The 20129-nt window shown below is 70.7% G+C and carries 22 protein-coding genes; 6 read left to right on the top strand and 16 right to left on the bottom strand.

What is annotated here, in order from left to right:
• Window positions 1-53: 53 nt before the first annotated feature.
• Genes IH09_RS03890 through pqqA form a run of 7 tightly spaced genes read right to left on the bottom strand, consistent with a single transcriptional unit; the run spans window position 54 to window position 6313 of the window.
• Complete coding sequence (locus tag IH09_RS03890) at window positions 54-1934, bottom strand: discoidin domain-containing protein (protein ID WP_110952051.1); 1881 nt, start codon at window positions 1932-1934, stop codon at window positions 54-56.
• Window positions 1935-1939: 5 nt separating this feature from the next.
• On the bottom strand, window positions 1940-3142 hold the full coding sequence (locus IH09_RS03895; RefSeq protein WP_052853997.1) for a glycoside hydrolase family 88/105 protein: 1203 nt from the start codon (window positions 3140-3142) through the stop codon (window positions 1940-1942).
• Window positions 3139-4305 (bottom strand): pyrroloquinoline quinone biosynthesis protein PqqE, encoded by a 1167-nt coding sequence (gene pqqE, locus IH09_RS03900; RefSeq protein ID WP_052854000.1) that lies wholly within the window; start codon window positions 4303-4305, stop codon window positions 3139-3141. Before pqqE ends, IH09_RS03895 begins: the two co-directional genes overlap by 4 nt.
• The gene (pqqD, locus tag IH09_RS03905; RefSeq protein ID WP_052854002.1) at window positions 4302-4559 is read right to left on the bottom strand and encodes a pyrroloquinoline quinone biosynthesis peptide chaperone PqqD; all 258 of its coding nucleotides are present in this window, start codon (window positions 4557-4559) and stop codon (window positions 4302-4304) included. Before pqqD ends, pqqE begins: the two co-directional genes overlap by 4 nt.
• Window positions 4556-5233, bottom strand: coding sequence for a pyrroloquinoline-quinone synthase PqqC (gene pqqC / locus IH09_RS03910; protein ID WP_052854004.1), 678 nt, complete (start codon window positions 5231-5233; stop codon window positions 4556-4558). Before pqqC ends, pqqD begins: the two co-directional genes overlap by 4 nt.
• Entirely contained in the window at window positions 5230-6144 is a 915-nt protein-coding gene (gene pqqB / locus IH09_RS03915) for a pyrroloquinoline quinone biosynthesis protein PqqB (RefSeq protein ID WP_052854006.1), read from the bottom strand. The genes pqqC and pqqB overlap by 4 nt, the downstream gene beginning before the upstream one ends.
• 10 nt (window positions 6145-6154) lie before the next feature.
• Complete coding sequence (pqqA, locus tag IH09_RS36585) at window positions 6155-6313, bottom strand: pyrroloquinoline quinone precursor peptide PqqA (protein WP_190233198.1); 159 nt, start codon at window positions 6311-6313, stop codon at window positions 6155-6157.
• A 617-nt stretch (window positions 6314-6930) separates the two neighbouring features.
• Here pqqA and IH09_RS03920 point away from each other — a divergent pair.
• From IH09_RS03920 to IH09_RS03930, 3 genes are all read left to right on the top strand, one after another.
• Window positions 6931-8109: a PQQ-dependent sugar dehydrogenase gene (locus IH09_RS03920; protein WP_052854461.1), complete on the top strand. Its 1179-nt coding sequence runs from the start codon at window positions 6931-6933 to the stop codon at window positions 8107-8109.
• Between the two features lie 440 nt (window positions 8110-8549).
• Window positions 8550-9320, top strand: coding sequence for an alpha-ketoglutarate-dependent dioxygenase AlkB family protein (locus tag IH09_RS03925; RefSeq protein ID WP_110952053.1), 771 nt, complete (start codon window positions 8550-8552; stop codon window positions 9318-9320).
• Between the two features lie 87 nt (window positions 9321-9407).
• Window positions 9408-9632, top strand: coding sequence for a DUF2277 domain-containing protein (locus IH09_RS03930; RefSeq protein ID WP_052854008.1), 225 nt, complete (start codon window positions 9408-9410; stop codon window positions 9630-9632).
• A 23-nt stretch (window positions 9633-9655) separates the two neighbouring features.
• On the opposite strand, the gene IH09_RS03935 is transcribed toward IH09_RS03930, so the two are convergent.
• From IH09_RS03935 to IH09_RS03965, 7 genes are all read right to left on the bottom strand, one after another.
• On the bottom strand, window positions 9656-10489 hold the full coding sequence (locus IH09_RS03935; protein WP_404827228.1) for an endonuclease/exonuclease/phosphatase family protein: 834 nt from the start codon (window positions 10487-10489) through the stop codon (window positions 9656-9658).
• A gap of 249 nt (window positions 10490-10738) precedes the next feature.
• Window positions 10739-11356 (bottom strand): flavin reductase family protein, encoded by a 618-nt coding sequence (locus IH09_RS03940; RefSeq protein WP_052854010.1) that lies wholly within the window; start codon window positions 11354-11356, stop codon window positions 10739-10741.
• A 138-nt stretch (window positions 11357-11494) separates the two neighbouring features.
• Complete coding sequence (locus IH09_RS03945; RefSeq protein ID WP_052854012.1) at window positions 11495-12706, bottom strand: FAD-dependent monooxygenase; 1212 nt, start codon at window positions 12704-12706, stop codon at window positions 11495-11497.
• 254 nt (window positions 12707-12960) lie between these two features.
• A complete protein-coding gene (locus IH09_RS03950; protein WP_052854014.1) occupies window positions 12961-14025 on the bottom strand; it encodes a YncE family protein in 1065 nt (354 codons plus the stop codon).
• Between the two features lie 676 nt (window positions 14026-14701).
• Window positions 14702-15106, bottom strand: coding sequence for a hypothetical protein (locus tag IH09_RS03955; protein ID WP_052854017.1), 405 nt, complete (start codon window positions 15104-15106; stop codon window positions 14702-14704).
• A gap of 14 nt (window positions 15107-15120) precedes the next feature.
• A complete protein-coding gene (locus IH09_RS03960; protein ID WP_052854019.1) occupies window positions 15121-15513 on the bottom strand; it encodes an alpha/beta fold hydrolase in 393 nt (130 codons plus the stop codon).
• An 82-nt stretch (window positions 15514-15595) separates the two neighbouring features.
• A complete protein-coding gene (locus tag IH09_RS03965; protein WP_052854021.1) occupies window positions 15596-16063 on the bottom strand; it encodes a winged helix-turn-helix transcriptional regulator in 468 nt (155 codons plus the stop codon).
• A gap of 259 nt (window positions 16064-16322) precedes the next feature.
• Here IH09_RS03965 and IH09_RS38785 point away from each other — a divergent pair, with 259 nt between their 5' ends.
• Window positions 16323-16856, top strand: a complete 534-nt coding sequence (locus IH09_RS38785; RefSeq protein ID WP_190233199.1) for a hypothetical protein — start codon at window positions 16323-16325, stop codon at window positions 16854-16856.
• Entirely contained in the window at window positions 16853-17683 is an 831-nt protein-coding gene (locus IH09_RS03970) for an alpha/beta fold hydrolase (RefSeq protein ID WP_052854024.1), read from the top strand. The genes IH09_RS38785 and IH09_RS03970 overlap by 4 nt, the downstream gene beginning before the upstream one ends.
• Window positions 17684-17882: 199 nt before the next feature.
• Here IH09_RS03970 and IH09_RS39620 read toward each other — a convergent pair whose 3' ends face one another.
• A complete protein-coding gene (locus IH09_RS39620) occupies window positions 17883-18416 on the bottom strand; it encodes a hypothetical protein (RefSeq protein ID WP_240150906.1) in 534 nt (177 codons plus the stop codon).
• A 418-nt stretch (window positions 18417-18834) separates the two neighbouring features.
• Window positions 18835-19452: a TetR/AcrR family transcriptional regulator gene (locus tag IH09_RS03980; RefSeq protein WP_052854026.1), complete on the bottom strand. Its 618-nt coding sequence runs from the start codon at window positions 19450-19452 to the stop codon at window positions 18835-18837.
• Between the two features lie 100 nt (window positions 19453-19552).
• Here IH09_RS03980 and IH09_RS03985 point away from each other — a divergent pair, with 100 nt between their 5' ends.
• Window positions 19553-20032, top strand: a complete 480-nt coding sequence (locus IH09_RS03985; RefSeq protein ID WP_052854029.1) for a hypothetical protein — start codon at window positions 19553-19555, stop codon at window positions 20030-20032.
• The last annotated feature ends 97 nt before the right edge of the window (window positions 20033-20129 follow it).

The following is a 20129-nucleotide window of genomic DNA, read 5'->3' on the forward strand; positions in this document are numbered from 1 at the left end:
CCGCCCGGTCGGCTGCCGTCGCGGAAACCCCCGTCCGCGGCGGCAGCGTCATCTCAGGATGCCGGGCGGCCCGGTCGGCCACCCGGGGACGAAATGGGTTTCGGTACCGGGGCCGTTGCCGCTGCCCGGATTGCCGCCGGGGTCGCATAGGCGGTCCCGAGCCAGCTCTCGTCGATGCGCAGCCGCCGGTAGCGCTTGGTGTCGGTGGCGGCCGCGTGGGTGCTGAGGACTTCCAGTCGCAGGTGGCGGGTGGTGGTCGCGGGAAGGTCGATGAAGGAGACGCCGCGCCGGCTCGGGAGCGTGCCGCTCGCCACGGGGCTCCCCCAGTGTTTGCCGTCCTGGCTGGCGTACACCCGGTAGTCCTTGATCCGCGCGGACTGCTCGGTGTCCGAGCGGGCGTAACTGACCGAGTCCTCCCGCTGGTTGAGGCCGAGGTAGCGCACCTTCCGGGCGGCGCCGAGGTCGTAGTCCAGGGAGACCGGCAGGGTGCGGTCGTTGTCCCAGTACGTCAGGTAGTCGCCGTCCGCGGCCGCCGCGGCGGGGTGTCCGCTCGCCGCGGCGCCGGCGCTCATCGTGTACGAGGAGGCGGGCAGGATGCCCTGGCGTCCCGCGGTACGGACCTTGAAAACGGTGTCGTACGAATCCCAGTCGCCGAGGCCGGTCAGGGAGAGGTAGCCGCCGGACTGGGTGAAGGGGATCCGCGCGCCAGTCCGCAGGTTGGTCACCTCGGCCACCCGGTATCCGTTGTCGCGCAGCCGGAGGGTGGGCTTCGACGGCGGGGTGATGACGTGAAGGTAGTGGCGGTCGGGGTCGGTGGCGCTGACGGTGGTGACGCCGTGGGCGCCGTCGTTCCAGAAGCCGGGTGCGAGGCCGCCGTGGAGATAGCCGCCGCCTTCGGTGCCGTGCAGGGACTCCCAGATGGCGTCGAGATAACCGTCGGCGAAGGCGTTGAAGGCTTCCTGCTTGGCCGGGAAACGGCCGTTGACCTGCGCGGTCTCGGCCATCAGGGCCTTGATCGAGGAACCGGCGTTGGTGACCAGGCGGCCCAGGGTGAGCTTGCGGTCGACGTCCGGATCGGATCCGTCGTACCACCAGGCCCCGGTGGCGGGGAGTTTGAAGTCCGCCTCGGTCAGCCGGGGTGCGGCGGTGTAGATGGCCTGCGGATAGTCGTAGGCCGGGGACATGCCGGTCTTCTGCTCATTGCTGATCATGTCCATGATCGGCGTGTCCTCGTTGTTGTTGCTGAGGGTGTAGTCCGGGCGCTTGCTGTAGATCTGCTCGTAGAGGTGGTGGGTCAGCCAGTAGTCGTTGTCGTTGTCGATCCAGAAACCGCCCAGCTGGGGGTAGCGGTCCATGACCTCGAAGAAGTTGTCGTAGGAGAACTCGCCGAAGCCCTCCCGGGTGGTGAGGTCGATATCGCGGCCCTTGTGGCGGGAGTAGCCGGCCGAGTCCAGCCATTCATGGCCGCCCTGGTCGTGCCACTGCGGGTCGTCGGTCATATAGAGCATGACCTTCAGACCGCGGGCCTTGGCCGCCGTGATCAGCTCGCCGAGGAAGTCCCGCCGGGTGTGGCAGCTCCCCGGGATGTCCGACGGCCAGGGCCTGGCGTAGCCGAGCCGGCTGTGGAAGGTCGCCAGCACCAGGTACTGGGCGTGCAGTTTGCCGGCCTCCTTCACCCAGTAGTCCGGATTCCATCCGCCGTCGGTGACGTCCTTCTCCCAGCCGGCGCAGCTGGTGTGCTGCGGCGCGGTCCGCTCCCCCCAGTGGAGGAAGAGCCCGGAGACCGAACCGCGCAGGAACTCCTGGCGCGGGTGCTGGAGATCGGCGTGTGCCGTGCCGGGCAGCGCGAGCGCGCCGAACAGCAGGGTCAGTACGGCCAGGAGCACCGTGGCCGCCTTGGTACGCGGAGCCGCGAGGGCCGTCCCTCGTCTCATGTGCGTCACCTCGCCCGCAGTTGTTCCGACATGATCAGGAAGGCGCCCAGACCGTGGAAGTCGTTGGTGGCCCGGGTGCGGTCGATGTAGTAGGCGTAGTCGCCGACATTGGTGCCGACGGTGATACCGGTGAGGTTGGTACGCCCGTCGGCGCCGAGCGAGATGCTGTGCAGCACGCCCGTGTACGCCCGCTGGGCGACCTTCGTGTAGTGCGGGTCCAGATAGCCCTGCTGCACCCCACGGGAGAGTGCGAAGGCGAACATGCTCGTACAGGAGGTCTCGGTCCAGTTGCCGGGGCGGTCCCCCTTGTCCATGACCTGGAACCAGCGGCCGGTGGCCGGGTCCTGGGTGCGTTCCAGGCCCGCCGCGAGCTTGCGCAGGATGCCGGTGAGCCGGGCGCGGCGCGGATGGCCGGCGGGCAGCGCGTCCAGCACGTCGACATCGGCCATGGCGTACCAGCCGACGGCGCGGCACCACTGTTCGGGCGCCTGTCCGGTCTTCGGGTCGGCCCAGCCGGCGGTCCCGGACTCGTCGTAGGCGTGGCGCAGCAGGCCGTTCGGGCTCTGCAAATGCGTGCCGTAGACGTCGAGTTGGCGGGCCGCCTCGTCGTCGGCGTACTGCGTGTCGCCGAATTCCCTGCCGTATTCGACGAGGAAGGGGGTGACCATGTAGACCCCGTCGCCCCAGAGCTGGTGTGCCCGGCTGCTCGTGGTGGCGTGCCAGAAGCCGCCGTCGGCGGTGCGCGGATAGCTGTCCAGGCGCTTGCGGATCTTGTGTGCGGCGATCCGGTAGCGGTCCGCGCCGGTCTCGTGGTGCAGGATGACCAGCAGCCGGCCGGCCTGCATGCTGTCCAGGCTGTTGAAGCCCTGGCCGATGTTGCCCGCACTGTCGACGAACCGGTCCACGTACTCCTTGAGATAGTCGAGATAGCGCTGCTGGTGGGTGCGCAGGTAGACGAGGTACTGGCCGTAGAGGTAGAGGCCGACCGGGTAGGACCAGCCGCCGATCGTCGCCGGGGTGTAGCGGGCGAGGGTCGAGTCGATCAGCGCCACGGACCAGTCGGTGGCCGCTCCCGGCCGGGTGGTCGCCGCCTGCCGCGCGGGGGTGCCCGGCTCCGGATGCGCCGCCGCGGCGGGCGGGCCGGGGAGCACGAGGGCGGCGCAGGCGAGGAGCGCGGCGGTCAGCGCACCGCGGAACCGGGCGTTCATCTCGCCCCCTTCGGGGCGGCCGGGGCGCGCCGGGCGGGTTTGCGCGGCCGGCCCAGGCCCGCGGAGGCCCCTTCGGGCGGGGCGGCCACGAGGTCGCGTACGAGGGCGTGGTCCGGGGAGAGCCGGCAGGCCGGGTCGGTCGCCGCGGCGTCGCCGGTGAGCGCGAACGCCTGGCAGCGGCAGCCGCCGAAGTCCTGTTCGCGCAGCGCGCAGCCGCGGCACGGTTCGCGCATCCACTCCGTGCCCCGATAGCGGGTGAACGCCGGGGAGTGGTCCCAGATCCAGGCCAGCGGCCGGTCCCGGACGTTCGGGGCGTCGAGTCCGGGGAGTACGGCGGCGGCCGGACAGGGCAGCGTCGTTCCGTCGGGGGTGATGGTGAGCGAGACGGCTCCCCAACCGCCCATACAGGGCTTGGCTTTGCCGTCGAAGTAGTCGGGGACCACCCAGACCAGCTCGGTCCGTCCGGCGAGCTCGGCGCGGCGGCGCCGTACGGTCCGCTCCGCGCGGGCGAGCTGCTCGCGGGAGGGCAGCAGTTCGGCGCGGTTGCGCAGCGCCCAGCCGTAGAACTGGGTGTTGGCGAGTTCGATACGGTCCGCGCCCCAGGCCGTCGCGAGATCGATCAGCTCGTCCAGCGCGTCGAGGTTGTGGCGGTGCAGGACGACGTTGAGGCCGAGCGGCAGCCCGGAGTCCTGGACCAGGGCGGCGGCCCGTTCCTTGGCGGCGAAGGAGCGGCGCCCGGCGATACGGTCGTTGGCACCCGGGTCGGCGTGCTGGACGGACAGCTGCACACTGCGCAGCCCGGCGTCGGCTAGGCGGCCGAGGCGGTCGCGGCCGAGGCCGACGCCGCTGGTGACGAGCTGGGTGTGGATACCGGCGCCGTCGGCCGCCGCGACGATCTCCGCCAGATCGGACCGCAGCAGCGGTTCCCCGCCGGAGAGATGGGCGCTGACCACGCCGAGACCGGCGGCCTGGCGCAGTGCGTCCACCCACTGCTCGGTCGTCAACTCGGCGGATCTGCGGGTGAGTTCGAGCGGATTGGAGCAGTAGGGGCAGTGCAGCGGGCAGCCGTGGGTGAGTTCGGCGAGCAGCGCCCAGGGGCGGGGCGGCAGGGGCGCCCCAGGCGGGGCGGCGGGCTCCGGCGGGCGCTCCCCGGGCGCGGTCATCGCAGCCAGCCTTCGGCGCGTATCCGGCCGAGGAACGCCGGCACCTCGGCCGCCACCGGAGCATCCGGGTACCGCACGGCCAGCTCCGCCACGATGTCCGGCACGGCGCGCACCCCGTCACAGAGCCGCAGTACGGCGCCCGCGCTCCCTTCGAGGACGACGACCCGCTCCGGCAGGAGCAGCAGATCGGTGTCGCGCACCTGGTCGTGGCGCAACTGGACGGCGGGGGCCAGGGCGGGGCACCACCGTGTCATGGCCGCTCCCCGCGCTCGACGGCGTCCAGCAGCGACCACAGCACCTGGCATTTGAAGGTCAGCGCGGCGACCGCGAGGTCCTGTTCGGCGTCGGTGCGCGCCCAGTCCAGGACGAGGGCCAGCGCTTCCTTGCTGTCCCGCCGCCCCTGGGCCTGCCGGCCCCGGAAGTAGGCGAGCCCCTCCGCGTCGATCCAGCCGTAGTGCCGTTCGAAGGCGTCGATACGGGTGCGCATGATGTCCGGGGCGGACAGTTCGGTGAGCGAGGCGGCGACCGCCTCCAGCGGGGAGCGCAGCCGGCAGAAGTTGACGTAGCCGTCGACGGCGAGCCGTACGCCCGGCAGCACGCCCGCCTCGTCCAGCAGCAGCGCCCGGTCGAGTCCGGCCGCTTCGCCGAGCCGCAGCCAGCGTTCCAGGCCGCCTTCGCCCTCCCGCTGCCCGTCGTGGTCCTGGATCCGGCGCAGCCACATCCGGCGCAGCTCCGGTGTGCCCAGCTTCGCGGTGATCAGGGCGTCCTTGACGGGGATGCAGCGCTGGTAGTGGAACCGGTTGCGGATCCAGCGGCGCAGCTCCTCCGGCGTCAACTCCCCCGCGTGCATGCGGAGGTTGAAGTGGTGTCGGTCGTGGTAGCTGTCGCGTGCCACGGTCCGCAGCCGCTCCTCGAAGGGCGTGCTCATAGGGCGATCTCCATGCCTTCCGCGGCCACCGCGAGCCCCTGTTCGGCCAGCCGCTCGTGCTGCGGCGCTCCGGGGTCCACGAGGGGGTTGGTGTTGTTGAGGTGGGTGTAGAGGCAGCGGGCGGCGAGCGGGGCGAGCCGGCGGGCGGTGCCGGCCGGCCCGTCGATGGGCAGATGGCCCATACCGGTCGCGGTCCGGGTGGAGAATCCGCTGCGGCGTGGTTCGTCGTCGTCCCAGAACGTGCCGTCGACCAGGACGCAGTCGGCATCGGCCAGCGCGTCCTGGAACGCGTCGGACCAGGCGGCGAGCGCGGGCGCGTAGACGGCGGTGCCGCCGGTGCGGCGGTCGTGCAGACGCAGGGCGACGACCCACGGTTCGGGGCCGGCGTCGGGTCCGGCCGGGCCGGGGGCCGCGGCCGCGTAGCGGGGGCGCTTGGCTGAGACCGGGACGGCGCTGATCTCGACGTCGAATCCCTCGCGCAGCGGAACGGGCCGCGCGCCCAGCTCCCGCCATACGAGGTCCGCGTACGGCGTGAGGACGGCGTCCAGGTGCGCTTGTTCGCAGAGTGCGGTGCGGACGCGGCCGGTGGCGAGGACCTCGATGCGGTCGGCCTCGCGGAGCCGGGCGATGCCGAGGGTGTGGTCGAGTTCGGCGTCGGTGAGGACCACGCCCGCCACCGGGGTCCGGCGCGCGGCGGGGCCCGGGTGCAGCGCGGCCGTGCTCTCGATCTGGTCGGCGATATCGGGGGTGGCGTTGATCAGATACCAGTGGTCGTCGTCGGCTCGTACGGCGAGCGAGGCGTGGCGGCGGCGCCGGTCGGGATGGGCGCGTGCCCCGGTGCACCCGGGGCACGCACAGTTCCACTGGGGCACGCCGCCACCCGCCGCGGTGCCGAGCACCCGCAACAGCATGGCGGGGCGGTCAGCGGGCGTTCAGGGAGTAGGCGGTGACTTCCAGCGCGGTCTCGATGACCGTGTAGTCCGGGGCCTGCCAGGCGGTCTGCTCGCCGTGCGGCGCGGCCGGGCCGGGGGTGTGCGGCGGCTGCGAGTTCCGCGGGGGCTGCTCCATGGCGTCGTTCATGTGGGGTCCAGCCTTTCGTGTGGGGGTCGGTCGCGGTCGCCCGCACCGCGCTCGTCCGAGGGTCGTCGCCCGCCCGGTGGCCGGGGACGGTGGGCCGGGGCGGCCGACGCCGCCCGGTCCGCGGAGGGGGCGCGTGCCGCTTGCGCGTCCGCCGACGGCCCGGTCCGCCGACGGCCCGGGGGCGCCGGCCGCCGGCGGATCGCCGGCCATGTCGTGTGGCGGTGCGTTGTCATGGCGTTGCCGTGTGTTGCATGGTGCTGCTCTGCAGAATCCCGAGCTTGGGGGGCGCGGTCAATGGGGCGGAACAAAAAATGATCCGACCTATGGAGCGATCACGTCTCTGCGGTGAACTCCCCGCACCGGCAATCCGCCTGCTCACCCCGCACTTCAGCAGCATCTCCCACGGCACACACCCGGTCCGAAGATCTTCGGACGCCAACTCACCCCGACGTGCGGGGAGATACGTCCTACCTTCCCGTCCCTTGACCCCTGCCCATGGGCGCAGTAGTTTCCGGGCCGGACCATTAGGAAACTTTCCTATCAGCCTGGCGCCGCTGATGCCCGCCCCCGAGGGAACACCCCGTCACATCTGCCTGACCGGAGGACCCCCCATGCGCATGCGCACCACCACAGCCCGGCACGCCTCCCTCACCGCGGTGGCCGCCGCCACTCTGGCCACCGGCCTGCTCATCGCCGCGGCCGGCACGGGCGGCGCCGCCACCGCCCCGCACAGTGCCGCCACGACCACGACGAACAGCGCCACCGGAGGCGCCGCCGCAGCGACGGGCCGTGCGGCCGCCGCTGCCACGGCGCCCGGCCTCACCTCGGCACCCGGCTCGATCAAGACCATCTCGTCGGACTGGTCCATCCCATGGGGCCTGAGCTGGCTGCCCGACGGCTCGGCCCTGATCACCGAGCGCGATACGTTCAAGGTCTTCACGCTCGCCCAGGACGGCACGAAGAAGGAGATCGGCAAGGTACCGAACGTCGTCACCACGGGCGGCGAGGGCGGCCTGCTGAGCATCGCCGTATCGCCGTCCTGGAAGACCGACCACTACGTCTATCTGATGCACACCGCTTCGGAAGGCAACCGCATCGCGCGGATGACCTTCAACGGCGGCAAGCTCAGCGGCTACAAGGTGCTCGTCGACGGCATCAAGAAGAACAAGTACCACGACGGCGGACGCCTCAAGTTCGGCCCCGACGGCTACCTCTACGCCACCACGGGCGAGGCCCAGGACCGAAAGCTGGCCCAGGACAAGTCCTCGCTCAACGGCAAGATCCTGCGGATGACCACCGACGGCAAACCGGCCCCCGGCAACCCCTTCGGCACGCTGCTCTACTCCTACGGCCACCGCAATCCGCAGGGCATCACCTGGGACGCCCAAGGCCGCCTGTGGGAGGCGGAGTTCGGCGACGCCAAGTACGACGAACTGAACCTCATCGAGCCTGGGAAGAACTACGGCTGGCCCACCTGCGAAGGCACCTGCTCCGTCGACGGGATGACCAACCCCAAGCGGCAGTGGCCGGTCAGCGAGGCATCGCCCAGCGCGGTCGCGTACGCCGACGGAGCGATCTACATGGCGGCCCTGCGCGGCCAGCGCCTGTGGCGCATCCCGGTCGACGGCACCACCGCCGGCACCCCCAAGGCGTACTACACCGGCGACTACGGACGGCTGCGCACGGTCGAGACCGTCCCCGGTAAGAACTCCCTGTGGCTGACCACCACCAACGCCGACAACAACGGCAAGGCCGGGCCCGGCTCGGACAAGGTGTTCCAGGTCGATCTGAAGTAGCGGCGGTTCCGTCCACCACTGGCACCGGTCTCACGCGAAGCCCGTACGGCGGTGCGGCGCGCCCTCGGCGTGCCGCACCGTGGCGTCCGGCGGCGGACCGTGGCTTCCCGTGAGGTCCGGTCGACCGCCCACCGTGACGTCCGATTTCCGCCAGCCGGGCCGCCCCCGGACCCGCAGACTGGAAGAGAGCCCAGGCGACCACCAGGCAGCCGACCGCGGGGGCGCGGACACGACCGCGCCGCCGCGCACGAGGCTCCGCCGAGCGACCGCCCGGCACCCGGCGGCCGCCGCCTACCTCGGGCGTCTTGGCCCGGACCGCCGCCCGCGTGGCACGCTGATATGAGCAGCGGGACGCGAGCGGCGGCGTGGTGCGGCGGACCGGTACCCGGCGGGACGAAACGAGAGCGGCGGACGAGGGGGACGAGACGGGTGAGACACGTATGAGCACACCGCTCCCCGGTTTCGAGGACTTCGGGGGACCCGTGGGTTCAGCACCCGCCGGAGAGGCCCTCGGCGAAAGTTCCGGCGCTGGCTCCGGCGGCCGTGGTGCCCCGGCGGCCGTCGGCCACGCCCCGGGCCGTCGGCAGCTGGCGCCCGGCGCCGTCCACGTCCCCGGTTGGCTGACCCTGGCGCAGCAGCGCGAACTCGTCGCCGCCTGCCGCGGCTGGGCGCGCGGTCCGGTCCCGATCCGGCACACCAGACTCCCCCGCGGCGGCACGATGTCCGTCCAGACGGTGTGCATCGGCTGGCACTGGCAGCCGTACGCGTACACCCGCACCGCCGACGATGTGAACGGCGCCCGGGTCGCCGCGTTCCCGGAGTGGATGGTCGGGCTGGGCCGCCGCGCGGTGGCCGAGGCGTACGAGGACCCGGCGGCGGGTGACGGCTACACACCGGACACCGCGCTGATCAATTTCTACGACGGCCAGGCCAGGCTCGGTATGCACCAGGACAAGGAGGAGCGGTCCGACGCACCGGTGGTCTCCCTGAGCATCGGCGACACCTGTGTCTTCCGGTTCGGCAACACGCAGACGCGTACCAAGCCGTACACCGACGTCGAGCTGGCCTCCGGTGACCTGTTCGTCTTCGGCGGGCCGTCCCGGTTCGCCTACCACGGGGTGCCCAAGGTCCGGCCGGGCAGCGGCGACCCCGCGTGCGGTATGGCCGGCGGCCGTCTCAACATCACGATGCGGGTCACCGGGCTGGGCTGAACCACGCCCGCCGCCGCCCACGGGTGCGACCGCCCCGCATCCGAGCCCGGCGCCCCGCATCCGGCCGCCGGGAGGGAGACTGGAGGCATGTGCCGCAGTATCAAGACCCTCCGTCCGCCCGTCACGCCCGAGGTCACCGAGGAGGACATCCGGGCCGCGGCCGTGCAGTACGTGCGCAAGGTCTCCGGATTCCGGGCGCCGGCCGCCCACAACCGCGAGGTGTTCGACCGCGCCGTGGAGAGCGTGGCGGCCGCGACGCGGGAACTCCTCGACGGCCTGCGCGTCCGCGGCTCCACCGCCTCCCGCCCCTGACCCGCGCGCCCGGCCCCCACGGGTCACCGGTCGAGCAGCGCCTGCACCGGCAGGTGATCGCTCGGAAACCGGCCGTGCTCGGCGAACGTGTTGATGGTGGCGCGCCGGGTCCGCACCCCCGGTGAGGTCAGGATCCAGTCGACCCGGTCGCCGTCCGGTACCAGGGGCCGGTAGCCGTGAAAGGTGCCGTACTGCGCGCTGCGCCGCGCGGCCGTGTCCCAGCTGTCCACGAGGGTCCCGCCGCCGAGCATCGCGTCGTAGACGGGGTTGCGGTGCGCCGCGACATTGAAGTCCCCCGTGACGATCCGGGGCAGTGCGGGATCCAGGGCGGCGAGCCGTTCGGTGATCAGCGCGGCGGACCGCTCGCGCGCGTACTGGTGGGCGTGGTCGAGGTGGGTGTTCAGGGCGTAGAACTCGCCGCCCGCGTGCAGGTCCCGGAAGCGGACCCAGGTCACCATCCGTACGACGGTGTTTCCCCAGGTGGCCGAGCCGATCAGGAGTGGCGTGGCGGAGAGCCAGAAGTGGTCGTACTCGACCGGTACGAGTCGGTGTACGTCATAGAAGACCGCCACGAACTCGTCCCGGCTCCCGCCACCCCGTCCCGTCCCCACCCAGTCGTACCGGGGGCCGAGATCCGCCGCGATATCGCGCAGTTGCCCGTACAGCCCCTCCTGCGTCCCGAGCAGGTGCGGGGCCTCGCGGCGCAGCAGTGCCCGCATCACGGGGCGGCGCTCGGCCCAGGAGTGCGGCGGGGTGTCCGACGCATACCGCAGGTTGAAGGTCATCACCCGGAGCCCCGGCCCGCGGTCGGCGGCGGACGCGGGCCCGGCTCCATACGCCGCCACCGGCGCGGCCACCGCCGTGGCGGCCGCCGCCCGTAGCGCGGAGCGGCGGCTGACCGGCGCCGCCGCGGGAGCGGGGTTGGGTGGATCTTCCGGTGCGGCAGCGAGGACGGGAGCGATCACGGCGACTCCAGGGATCCGGTACCCGGCGGGCCCCGGCGAAGGCCGGCGCCCGTCACCCCAGCGTCCCGGATACCGCGCCGCGCCGGAAGTGGCCGCCGGGCGAAGCCGATCGGAACAGTCGGCCGGCCTCTCCCCTGCTGCTCACCGGCCGCCGTCAGGGCCCTGCCAGTCCGCGTACCGGATGCGTGCCATCTCCCGGACCTCGCCGAGCGTGCCCCACTCGTTCTTGCCGAGCCGCGACAGGGGCCGCAGCCGGGTGATCGCGGGGTGGCCGTCCACCAGCACGTCCTGCGCTACGGCCGCGTGCACCACCCGTCCGAACACGATCGTCGAGTCACCGATCCCGAGCGTGCTGTACGCCTCGCACTCCAGCACCACGGGCGAGGCCGCGACCCGCGGCGGCTCGACCCGCAGGCTCGGTTCGGCGGTGATCGCGGCCGCCTCGAACTCGCTCGTCCCGTGCGGGAAATCGACGGCGGAGTCGTTGATCTGCTCGAACATCCCCTCCGGCGCGAGGTTCACCACGAACTCCCCGGTGGCCTCGATGTTCCGCAACGAATCCTTGCGGCCGACAGAGGTGAACTGCACCACCGGCGGCGCCACGCTGGCGATGGTGAAGAACGAGTGCGGAGCCAGGTTCGCGACGCCGTCCGGGCCGATGGTCGACACCCAGGCGATGGGGCGCGGCACGACCACCGCGGTCAACAGCCGGTAGAACTCGTTACGGGGCAGAGCGGCGGGGTCGAAGTCGGTACGCATGATGACGAGTATCCCGGAGGGCGGCCCCGGACCCCAGGGTGATCCACGGCGCTGCCCGGCGAGAACACCGCGCGCCGACACCTCTCCGCCGCCCGTGGGGACGACCCGGGGCGACCCACCTGCCGCGTCCCGCGCAGGTCACCCGCCGTTCCGTGACGCCATGGCGTGGTCGGGCAGGTCGAGCGCTTCCGCGGGCGGGCTGAACAGTGCTCCCGCGCCGCCTACGAGCCGGTTGGCCAGGGGGCTGGCGGCCGCCCGTAGTCCGGCCCAGACCAGCGAGCGCTGCAGTCGGGTGCGGGGGTAGAACATGTAGGGGAACCCGGGCCGGAGTTGCTGGGCCCGCTCGGCGAACGGGCGCATGACCGCCTCGTAACGGGCGAACGCGGCCTGCGGATCGGTGTGGCGGGTGAGCTCGCCCGCCAGAACGTAGGCGCCGGTGACGGCCAGGGTCGTCCCCATACCGCTGACCGGCGAGGCGCAGTAGGCGGTGTCCCCGAGCAGGGCGATCCGGCCGCTGCTCCAGCGCGGGAGCCGAGCCTGACCGAGCGATTCGAAGTACAGCGGGCTGTCGTCGAGGGCGTCGAGGATCCGGGGGGTTTCCCAGCCGATGTCGGCGAAGGTCGCGCGCAAAATCGTGACGATGTCCGCGCGGTCGAGGCGGTCGAGTCCGCGCGTGGCGCTGTGCATGTTCAGCGAAGCCCGAATGGTCCCGACGTCGTCCGGCCGCAGGGTCACCCCACGGCCGCGGTCGGCGATCAGCCACCGCCACCGGTTGTCGTCGGCGTCGGTGCGCGGGATCGTGAAGTAGGCGCTGTAGAGGCCTAGTTCGCGCAGGCGCACGTCCCGTATCACCAGCGAGCGGGTGCGCGAACGGAGCCCCTCGGCGATGACCACCGCGTCGAACCGGCGGGCCGGCCCGTGGCGGAACTCGACGTCCACACCGTGCCCGTCGTCGTGCAGCGCGGTGATCTGGTCACCGAAGACGTATGCGGCGTCGGCGGACGAGTGGTCGTGGAGGATGCGCGAGAGTCGCCCGCGCAGGATCTCCAGTTCGGCGGTGCCGCCCGAGGTGTCGTCGATGCCGGCGGCGATACGCGCGACCGGCCTGCCCCGCTCGTCGACGAAGTCCAGGCCGGTCTCGTGGGTGTGCGCGGCGCGGACGACGTCTTCGAGACCCATCCGGCGGAGCACTTCGCGGCCGGTACCGCGGATGTCGATGTTCTGGCCCTCGTCGCGCAGCTGGTCGAAGCGTTCGATGACGGTGACGTCCCAGCCGGCGGCGCCGAGCCAGGAGGCGAGGGTCGGTCCCGCGATGCTGGCGCCGGAGATGAGGATGCTCGGAGTGCTCATGGTGGCGGACCTTCCTGTCCTGGTCACGGGCGCGAAGCCCGGTGGCGTCGCGCGCTCATACCTCCCCCGCGGGTCGCCCGGGGCGGCAGCGGTGGGCGGCCGCTCCGCCCGGCCACGGACCGCACCGGCCGCTCGGCGCGCCGGGCGGCCCCGATCCGCCGGCGAAGACGGGGCGGCGTCCCGGTTCGCCGCCCCCATACCGCCCGGTGCCCCCCCGGATCCGCAGAAGTGCGGGTCCGGCGGGGGTGTCGACATCACACGCCCGCTCTCGGTGGAATGTAGGCCAGTCCGTGAGCGCCTTGATTGTGCGTGTTCTTCGAGAACTCCCCGCCTGGGTCGCCGAGGTCCACTTCGAGAGTGGTGACCGGGGTGTGGGCGTCGAGGTCCACCACGGTGACGGTGCCGGCGATGAGGTGGGAAACGAACGCGAGGTGCCCTTCGACGGCGGAGATGATGTTGATGGGGGTAATGCCCACGTTCAACTCGCCGAGGTACCGGTAGGTTTCGGCGTCGAGGATCGACAGGATGCCCTCCGCGAACGGATTCGCGCGGGAGCCCGACAGCGGCCAGCAGCCCACCAGGAGTTTGCCCGTGCCGGTGACGTGCGCCGGGCCCGGTGTCGCGGGCAGCGCGATCGTGGCCAGGGTGGTGAGGGTCGTGGTGTCGATCACCTTGACGGCGTGTGGTGCGGTGGGGTCGGGCGGAGACAGAGCGGTCGGCGTGGCGATGTAGAGCCGGTCGCCCCTGGGAGACAGTGCGAGGCCCTCGCTGCCGGGGACCGGGATACGTCGCACGGGAGTCCGGCCCGTCAGGTCGATCCTCGACGCGAAGAGCGCGCTCTTGTTGGTGGTGTAGGCGGCCGTGCCGTCGGGTGCCAGCACCGCCCAGTGCGGCACCGGCGCGTCGGCGGAGTACCGGGCCACCACTTCGTTGGTTCGCAGGTCGATGGCGACCAGTCCACCCGGACGGGCCGGCCCCTCCTCGACGCTCACGTAGAGCAGGTCTGCCGCGGCATCAAGGGCGAGGGCGTGCGGACCGTGTTCCGGAGCGAGGTCGATCACCTCGACGACCTGGTGGGTGTCGACATCGATCACGCTGACCTCATGGCCCTTTTCGTCATGCGCGGCGAAGTGGCCCGATCGGTAGGTATGGCTCGCGTAGAGGCGCCGCCGCACGGGGTCGAAGCAGAGTTCGTGCCCCTCGGGCAGTACGGGCACGATGTCGCTGCGGCGGCCGGAGGCCAGATCGAAGAAACTCAGCGTGTGGCCGCTCTGGCTCAGCACCGCCAGCTCGGCGCCGGTGGGAAACGAGGTGCTCAAGACTCCCCCATCAAGAGTTGGGACAGATCACGGGCCTCTCCGGCCGTACCACGTGATCACGCACTACGTGGCCTGGCCATCCATATCAACATACGTCAAGGCTCTTTGCTGGTGAGGGATTTCGCGCCATGGATGATGTTGCCGCCGGCCTGCTCGGAGTCCTCGACGTGTGGTGATCGACCAGCGGCGTGACTTGGCAGCTGGCCGGACGAACACCTCGCCGCCGGTGGCAGCGGCGAGCCGTAGCCTCGCGAGGCTGCGGGGACCACGGGCGATGCCTGCCGGTTCGCGGGGGCGGGGTCAGGCGGCCACCTCGGCCTTCTCCGGCACCCCCGACCACATCCGGGACCGCATCCGGGACCGACTCAGCGCCTACGCACGGGGCGGATCACCGAGATCGTCTACCAGCCCACCCGCCCCGACATCCCCGGCGAACTCGAACGCTGCATCGCCATCGCCCGTGACGTATAGCGGGCTTGTCGGTCGTTGCGGGGCAGGGACCGAATCGCACCTGCGGTGATTTTGCGGCCGCAGCGGACGCCGCTCCGGACGCACTGCCCGCAGCGGCCCCGCACCCCTCCCGCCACCGCTGTTGGGCGGACAGCCCCGCGGCAGCCCCCTCAACCCGTCGGGCCGGCCGGATCCGAGGCGGTTTCGTCCCGTCTCTCGACGGTTCTCATATGACGCTGTCGGTTCGCAACGGGCCGGCGGTGATGTGCAGGGTCCTGATACGCGCGGGCTCCGCGCCGTCGAGACGATAGATGTGCATGAACGGGGCGCGCACGACAGCGTCGGGGGCGGTCTTCTTCGCCATGGTGGCTTCCCCGCGCAGGATGTGGACGCCTTGGGCTGCGGTCCAGTACTCGACGACTTCGTGGGTGATGTCGAGGGGTTCGTCGATCTTCACGAAGAATGCCTTGATGGCCTCGACGCCGACCACGTGCGCGGTGCCGAAGTACATCTCGGTCTCGTCGGTCATGCGGGCGAATCCCTCGCCGAAGGCGAGCGTGTCGATCTCGTGCATGATCTGGAGCACCCAAGTGGGCGGTGCGGCGCTGGTCGCGGTGGGGGTCGGTGTCATCGCTCCGCTCTCTTTCAGGCTGCCACGGCGGACAGGCCGGCGAGGTAGGCGTCAACTTCGGCAGGGGCCTCGCCCGGGTCCTCGGGGGCGGCGAGGCGGCCGGTGCGCGGCAGCACCCGGAAGGTGATCCCTCTGGTGGCGTCGGCCATCTTCCGTACGGCGTGCGCGGGGAATTGACCGGCTTCCGCGCCCGCGATGACGAGGACGGGAACGCCGGCGGGGACCATGCGGTGGGTGGGGACGAAGTGCTCATACTGGTACTGCCGCATGGCGCCGCCCGTTATCGGGCTCGGCTGGCAGACCATCGCGGGGCCGTCGACGCGACCTCCCGCCCGCACATTGATCAGTCCGAACGGTGTCGGGATCAGCTTCTCGGTGAGGCCGTCCAGCCACTTCGCTGCCGCCATGACCACTCCCCTCGGGGGCGGTTGACGGAAGACCTCCACCCATCGCTACTAGTAGCCTACCGCCACTAGTAGCAAATGTGTACTACCTCTTCTCCATCTCGCTCTGCCGCTCAGCCAGCGGCTCCAGGGCGGAGGCGAGAATGGGCTGGTGGCAGCTGCTGCACGCGAGATAGGGCTCGGTCTCGTTCCCGCAGGTGGTGTGGAGGAGAGGTCGGGAATCGACCGCCGCACCGGCCGACCGGCTCTCCGCCCAGCGCGTGATCGCCACGACGGCGGGTACGACCAACTCCCGTGCCGCATCGGTGAGCCGGTACTCGTACCACGGCTTGTCGGGCCGATAGGCCCGCTTCTCCAGCAGCCCCAGCTCGGTGAGGTCGTTCAACCGGGTCGTCAGCATGGTCGCCGAGATCCCCAGGGTGCGCTTGAGTTCGCCGAACCGCCGGACGCCGAAGAAGACCTCGCGCAGGATCTGGTAGTTCCAGCGCTCCGCGATCGCAGCGAGAAACGACTGGCCGTGCTGAAAGGTGATATGCGGGGTTCGTTCGGCCATGACCCGTCCTCCAGGTAGCAAACAAGTACTAGTTGGTGAAATGTATCTGCTGGGCCCGCCTTGGCCTCTGGTACGGGGCGGGTCGGTCGGTCGGTCGGTCGGTCGGTCGGTCGGTCGGTCGGTCGCCAACGCCTCGTCCTCGTGGGCGGCAACGCGCAGGACTTCCCCGGTGACCCGGACGACAGGGCCAGGCGCGTCCGGCGACGCGGGGTCACGCGACCCTCTGCCGCAGCGGCTGATCGAGCGACCGCGGGAGTCCGTGCTCGAAGGCGAGAGCACCGATCACCTCGGCTCCGACGAGCGCGACCCGGCGAGCCGGAACGGTGGCAACTCCCGCAACGGCAACCGTTCCGAGACCGTGCCGCCCGATGCCGACGCGGCTGAGACGGCCGCAGCCTCGACCAGGGCTCAGAGACCGGGGCTCAGATCACCGTCCGGTTCGCCCATTGCCGGACTGCCTGGACTCAGGCCGGACCTGAAGGCGGAGCCAGGAGACGAATTCGAGACATCCGAACGACTTGAGGCCACAATTGAAAATGACATCACCCAAGACGCAGGCAATCAGCTATCGGAAATTATTCCTGAACCACTCGAAAAGCCGACGGTTCATAGACGGCAGGAGATGAGCCATTCCGGACTTGGGCGTATCGTGGCCGGCGATGGGATCGGCCCACAGCCTCCGGAACGCGGGATTGACGGCCTCGCCCTACGGCCCCTGTCTGCTTCGCTGCGACTGAACAAATGTCGCGCGCCCCAACCGCTTCAGCCCTCCACGCGGAAGGATCAGCAATGAGCACGGTCACCACCAGCGACGGCACAAGCATCTTCTACAAGGACTGGGGTCCGCGCGACGCCCAGCCGATCGTCTTCCACCATGGCTGGCCACTCAGTGCAGACGACTGGGACAACCAGATGTTGTTCTTCCTTGCGCATGGCTACCGGGTGATCGCCCACGATCGACGTGGCCACGGGCGCTCCACCCAGACCGCGACCGGTCATGAGATGGACACCTATGCCGCCGATGTGGCTGCGCTGACCGACGAGCTCGATCTGCAAGGAGCCTTCCACATCGGGCATTCGACCGGCGGCGGTGAGGTCACGCGCTATGTGGCGCACGCCAAGCCCGGCCGTGTCGGGAAGGCGGTGCTCGTCAGCGCGGTGCCCCCGATCATGGTCAAGTCGGCCACCAATCCCGGTGGCCTGCCGATCGAAGCCTTCGATGAGATGCGCACGGCCCTCGCCGCCAATCGCTCGCAGTTCTACATCGACGTACCGACGGGTCCGTTCTACGGCTTCAACCGGCCCGGTGCGAAAGTCTTGCAGGGGCTGATCGACAACTGGTGGCGGCAGGGGATGAGGGGTGCGGCCAATGCCCACTACGAATGCATCAAGGCGTTCTCCGAGACCGACTTCAATGAGGACCTCAGAAAGATCGACGTACCGGTCCTCGTCGCCCACGGCACCGACGATCAGATCGTGCCGTATCCGGATTCGGCGCCATTGTCGGCCAAACTCCTGAAGCACAGCACCCTCAAGAGCTACGAGGGGCTTCCCCACGGCATGTTGTCGACCCATCCGGATATCCTCAATCCCGACATCCTGGCGTTTTTGAAGGCGTAGAGCCCGAAAATGAGACACGGCCGGTTTTCCTTGAGCTGTCGCCGGCAGCTGAGACGGGAGACCAGTACGCGCAGGCCCGTAAATGACCTTTCCCGTGCCGGGCCTGATCTTTCTCGCGGCGGTGCGGCATAGTCAGGCCGGTTCCCCGGTAGGCGTCATCCACGATCACGGTGGAACGTGGTCGATCACGTATGGATGATTACGTGTCTGTGGACTCTGCGAAACCCGTCCGGCGTCGCTGTCGGCCGCTCCCGTACGCGGTGGCGCCCTCAACCCGTCGCGGCCGTCCGATAGGGGCGGAAGAACGCCCGCAGCTCCTCCCCGCGTAGGGCTCGGGCTCCTCGAACGGCGCGAAGCGTCCGCCGCGCGCGGGCTCGGTCACGCGCACGACGTTCGCCGTGCGTTCGAGCCACGCCCGCGGCGGGCGGACGATGTCGCCGGGGAAGAGCGAGAAGCCGGACGGCACCTCGACCCGGCGGACCTGCTGCGCGGGAGAGATCGCGGCGTTGACGTGGTACCTGCGCATCGACGAGCCGATCGTCCCCGTGAGCCGGTAGAGCGTGAGGTTCGTGAGGGGCTCGTCCTTCGTGAAGCTCCGCTCGGCGTCGCCATCGCAGTCGCAGTTGCCATCGCAGTCGCTCCATGCTCGGAGTTTCTCGACGATCCACGCGGCGAGACCGACCGGCGAATCGGTGAGCCCGAAAGCGGCGGTCTGGGGCCTCGTGCGATGCATGGCGGGCGGCATAGGCGCCCTCATTCCCGTCCCAGGCCGCAGCGCCCTCCAGCCAGGCACGCCCCTCGGGCCGACGTCCACCGGATCGCCGGATCGCCGGATCGCCGGTGAAGAGGGGCAGGCCCGCGTCCGTACGGTACTCGGCGACGACCCGGTCGGGGGGGGCGAGCCCGAGGTGACGGCTCACATGGCTGCCGATGTCCCCGCCCGCCGCGCCGAACCGCGCGTCGCAGAGGACGCCCATGAGTTGAGCCCACAGACCGGCGACAGCGATGACATCAAGGGGCGTGACAGGCCCCAGCCCCAGCCCCAGCCCCAGCCCCAGCTCAACGGTCGCGGATCGTGCTGGAGTGCGCTGAGGGGCAGTCGACTCATGCCACCGACACCCGCGCCGGTACGTCTCCCCCGTCGACGACGGCTATCCGCCGGACTTCAGGGCGTCCAAGTGCCGTCGGAGCACCTGGCGCAGCCGCTCCGGCGGCACGGGGTCCGGGAGGAGTGCCGCTCGCAGGGTGAGGCCGTCGAGCAGGGCGGTCAGGCGCTCGCTCTCCAGATCCAGATCCAAGTCGGCCGGCAGTCCGCCCGAGCTCTGGGCCTCGGAGAGCACGCGGGCGACGAGGGCGCGCATCTCCTGCTGCATTTCGGCCGCGTAGGGCCGCAGTTCGGCGCGGGTGTGGGTCGCGGCGGTGAAGGCGATCCAGAGGACCGCCTCCTCCCGGCGGGCCTCGTCGAGGGGGAGGAACTCGGCCAGGAGTTCCTCTGTAGCCGCGCGGCGGTCGGTGTCGCCGTCAGGGGCGAGGAGCCGATCGGCGTGCGCGCGCAGACGATCGCCGATGCGCTTGCTCAGCTCCCGCATGGTGAAGGTCATCAGCTCGTCGTGGTCCGCGAAGTAGTGGCGGACCGAGCCGATGGCGAGGCCGGCCTCCTCGGCGACGTTGCGGAGCGAGGCGTGTTCCAGACCGTGCCGGGCGACGACGGCCAGGACGGCTTGCGCCACGGCGCGGCGGCGGGCTTCGGGGTCGACAATCTTCGGCATGTTGTCGTTATAGCACGACCGAGCTAATATCTTTTTAGCTCGCCCACGCCATAAAGGATTTACGGCGAGGTGTGACAACGTCTGGATAGGTGGTACGTGCGTGAATCCCTGGCTGCTGACGGCGATCATCGTGGTGCTCGTGGTCGCTGTTGTGATCAAGCGGCGGATCGGTGAACCGGTCAACGTACGGGAGCTGTTCGGAGCACCAGTGATCCTCACCGGTATCGGCGTCCTGTCCCTGGTCAAGATGACGGGGGTGACCGGCACCGACTGCGCGTGGGCCGTCACGGGCTCCGTACTGGGTATCGCCCTCGGGGCGCTACGAGGCACGAGCATCGAACTCACCCACCGGAACGGGGCTCTGTGGCAGCGCTATACCGGGCGCACCTTCCTCGTCATGGTCGGCAGTCTCGTGACCATGGCGGGCTTCAACTTCCTCGCGATGAAGATGGGCATGCACGAGAGCGCCCGCCCGATACCGCTCTCCGTCGGCGTGAGCTTCCTCGGGGAGTCGTTGATAGTGGGGCGGCGCGGGATGCTCTCCGGCATTCCGTTCGCACCGGCGGCACGGGGGCGCTGACGCCTGTTCCCACGCTGGCTCCGACTCCGGACTCCGGACTCCAGCTCCGACCGTGGCTCCGGCCCTGACGGGGCGTCGTCCGCGCCAGGAGGGGGAG

Origin of the sequence: Streptomyces celluloflavus, from assembly GCA_000720995.1 — a bacterium.
Classification (GTDB): domain Bacteria; phylum Actinomycetota; class Actinomycetes; order Streptomycetales; family Streptomycetaceae; genus Streptomyces; species Streptomyces celluloflavus.

What these genes read in the sequence shown, in the direction of transcription:
- IH09_RS03890 (WP_110952051.1), bottom strand. Translation starts at nt 1,934, where the DNA reads ATGAGACGAGGGACGGCCCTCGCGGCTCCGCGTACCAAGGCGGCCACG.
- IH09_RS03895 (WP_052853997.1), bottom strand. Translation starts at nt 3,142, where the DNA reads ATGAACGCCCGGTTCCGCGGTGCGCTGACCGCCGCGCTCCTCGCCTGC.
- pqqE (WP_052854000.1), bottom strand. Translation starts at nt 4,305, where the DNA reads ATGACCGCGCCCGGGGAGCGCCCGCCGGAGCCCGCCGCCCCGCCTGGG.
- pqqD (WP_052854002.1), bottom strand. Translation starts at nt 4,559, where the DNA reads ATGACACGGTGGTGCCCCGCCCTGGCCCCCGCCGTCCAGTTGCGCCAC.
- pqqC (WP_052854004.1), bottom strand. Translation starts at nt 5,233, where the DNA reads ATGAGCACGCCCTTCGAGGAGCGGCTGCGGACCGTGGCACGCGACAGC.
- pqqB (WP_052854006.1), bottom strand. Translation starts at nt 6,144, where the DNA reads ATGCTGTTGCGGGTGCTCGGCACCGCGGCGGGTGGCGGCGTGCCCCAG.
- pqqA (WP_190233198.1), bottom strand. Translation starts at nt 6,313, where the DNA reads ATGAACGACGCCATGGAGCAGCCCCCGCGGAACTCGCAGCCGCCGCAC.
- IH09_RS03920 (WP_052854461.1), top strand. Translation starts at nt 6,931, where the DNA reads ATGCGCACCACCACAGCCCGGCACGCCTCCCTCACCGCGGTGGCCGCC.
- IH09_RS03925 (WP_110952053.1), top strand. Translation starts at nt 8,550, where the DNA reads ATGAGCACACCGCTCCCCGGTTTCGAGGACTTCGGGGGACCCGTGGGT.
- IH09_RS03930 (WP_052854008.1), top strand. Translation starts at nt 9,408, where the DNA reads ATGTGCCGCAGTATCAAGACCCTCCGTCCGCCCGTCACGCCCGAGGTC.
- IH09_RS03940 (WP_052854010.1), bottom strand. Translation starts at nt 11,356, where the DNA reads ATGCGTACCGACTTCGACCCCGCCGCTCTGCCCCGTAACGAGTTCTAC.
- IH09_RS03945 (WP_052854012.1), bottom strand. Translation starts at nt 12,706, where the DNA reads ATGAGCACTCCGAGCATCCTCATCTCCGGCGCCAGCATCGCGGGACCG.
- IH09_RS03955 (WP_052854017.1), bottom strand. Translation starts at nt 15,106, where the DNA reads ATGACACCGACCCCCACCGCGACCAGCGCCGCACCGCCCACTTGGGTG.
- IH09_RS03960 (WP_052854019.1), bottom strand. Translation starts at nt 15,513, where the DNA reads ATGGCGGCAGCGAAGTGGCTGGACGGCCTCACCGAGAAGCTGATCCCG.
- IH09_RS03965 (WP_052854021.1), bottom strand. Translation starts at nt 16,063, where the DNA reads ATGGCCGAACGAACCCCGCATATCACCTTTCAGCACGGCCAGTCGTTT.
- IH09_RS03970 (WP_052854024.1), top strand. Translation starts at nt 16,853, where the DNA reads ATGAGCACGGTCACCACCAGCGACGGCACAAGCATCTTCTACAAGGAC.
- IH09_RS39620 (WP_240150906.1), bottom strand. Translation starts at nt 18,416, where the DNA reads ATGCATCGCACGAGGCCCCAGACCGCCGCTTTCGGGCTCACCGATTCG.
- IH09_RS03980 (WP_052854026.1), bottom strand. Translation starts at nt 19,452, where the DNA reads ATGCCGAAGATTGTCGACCCCGAAGCCCGCCGCCGCGCCGTGGCGCAA.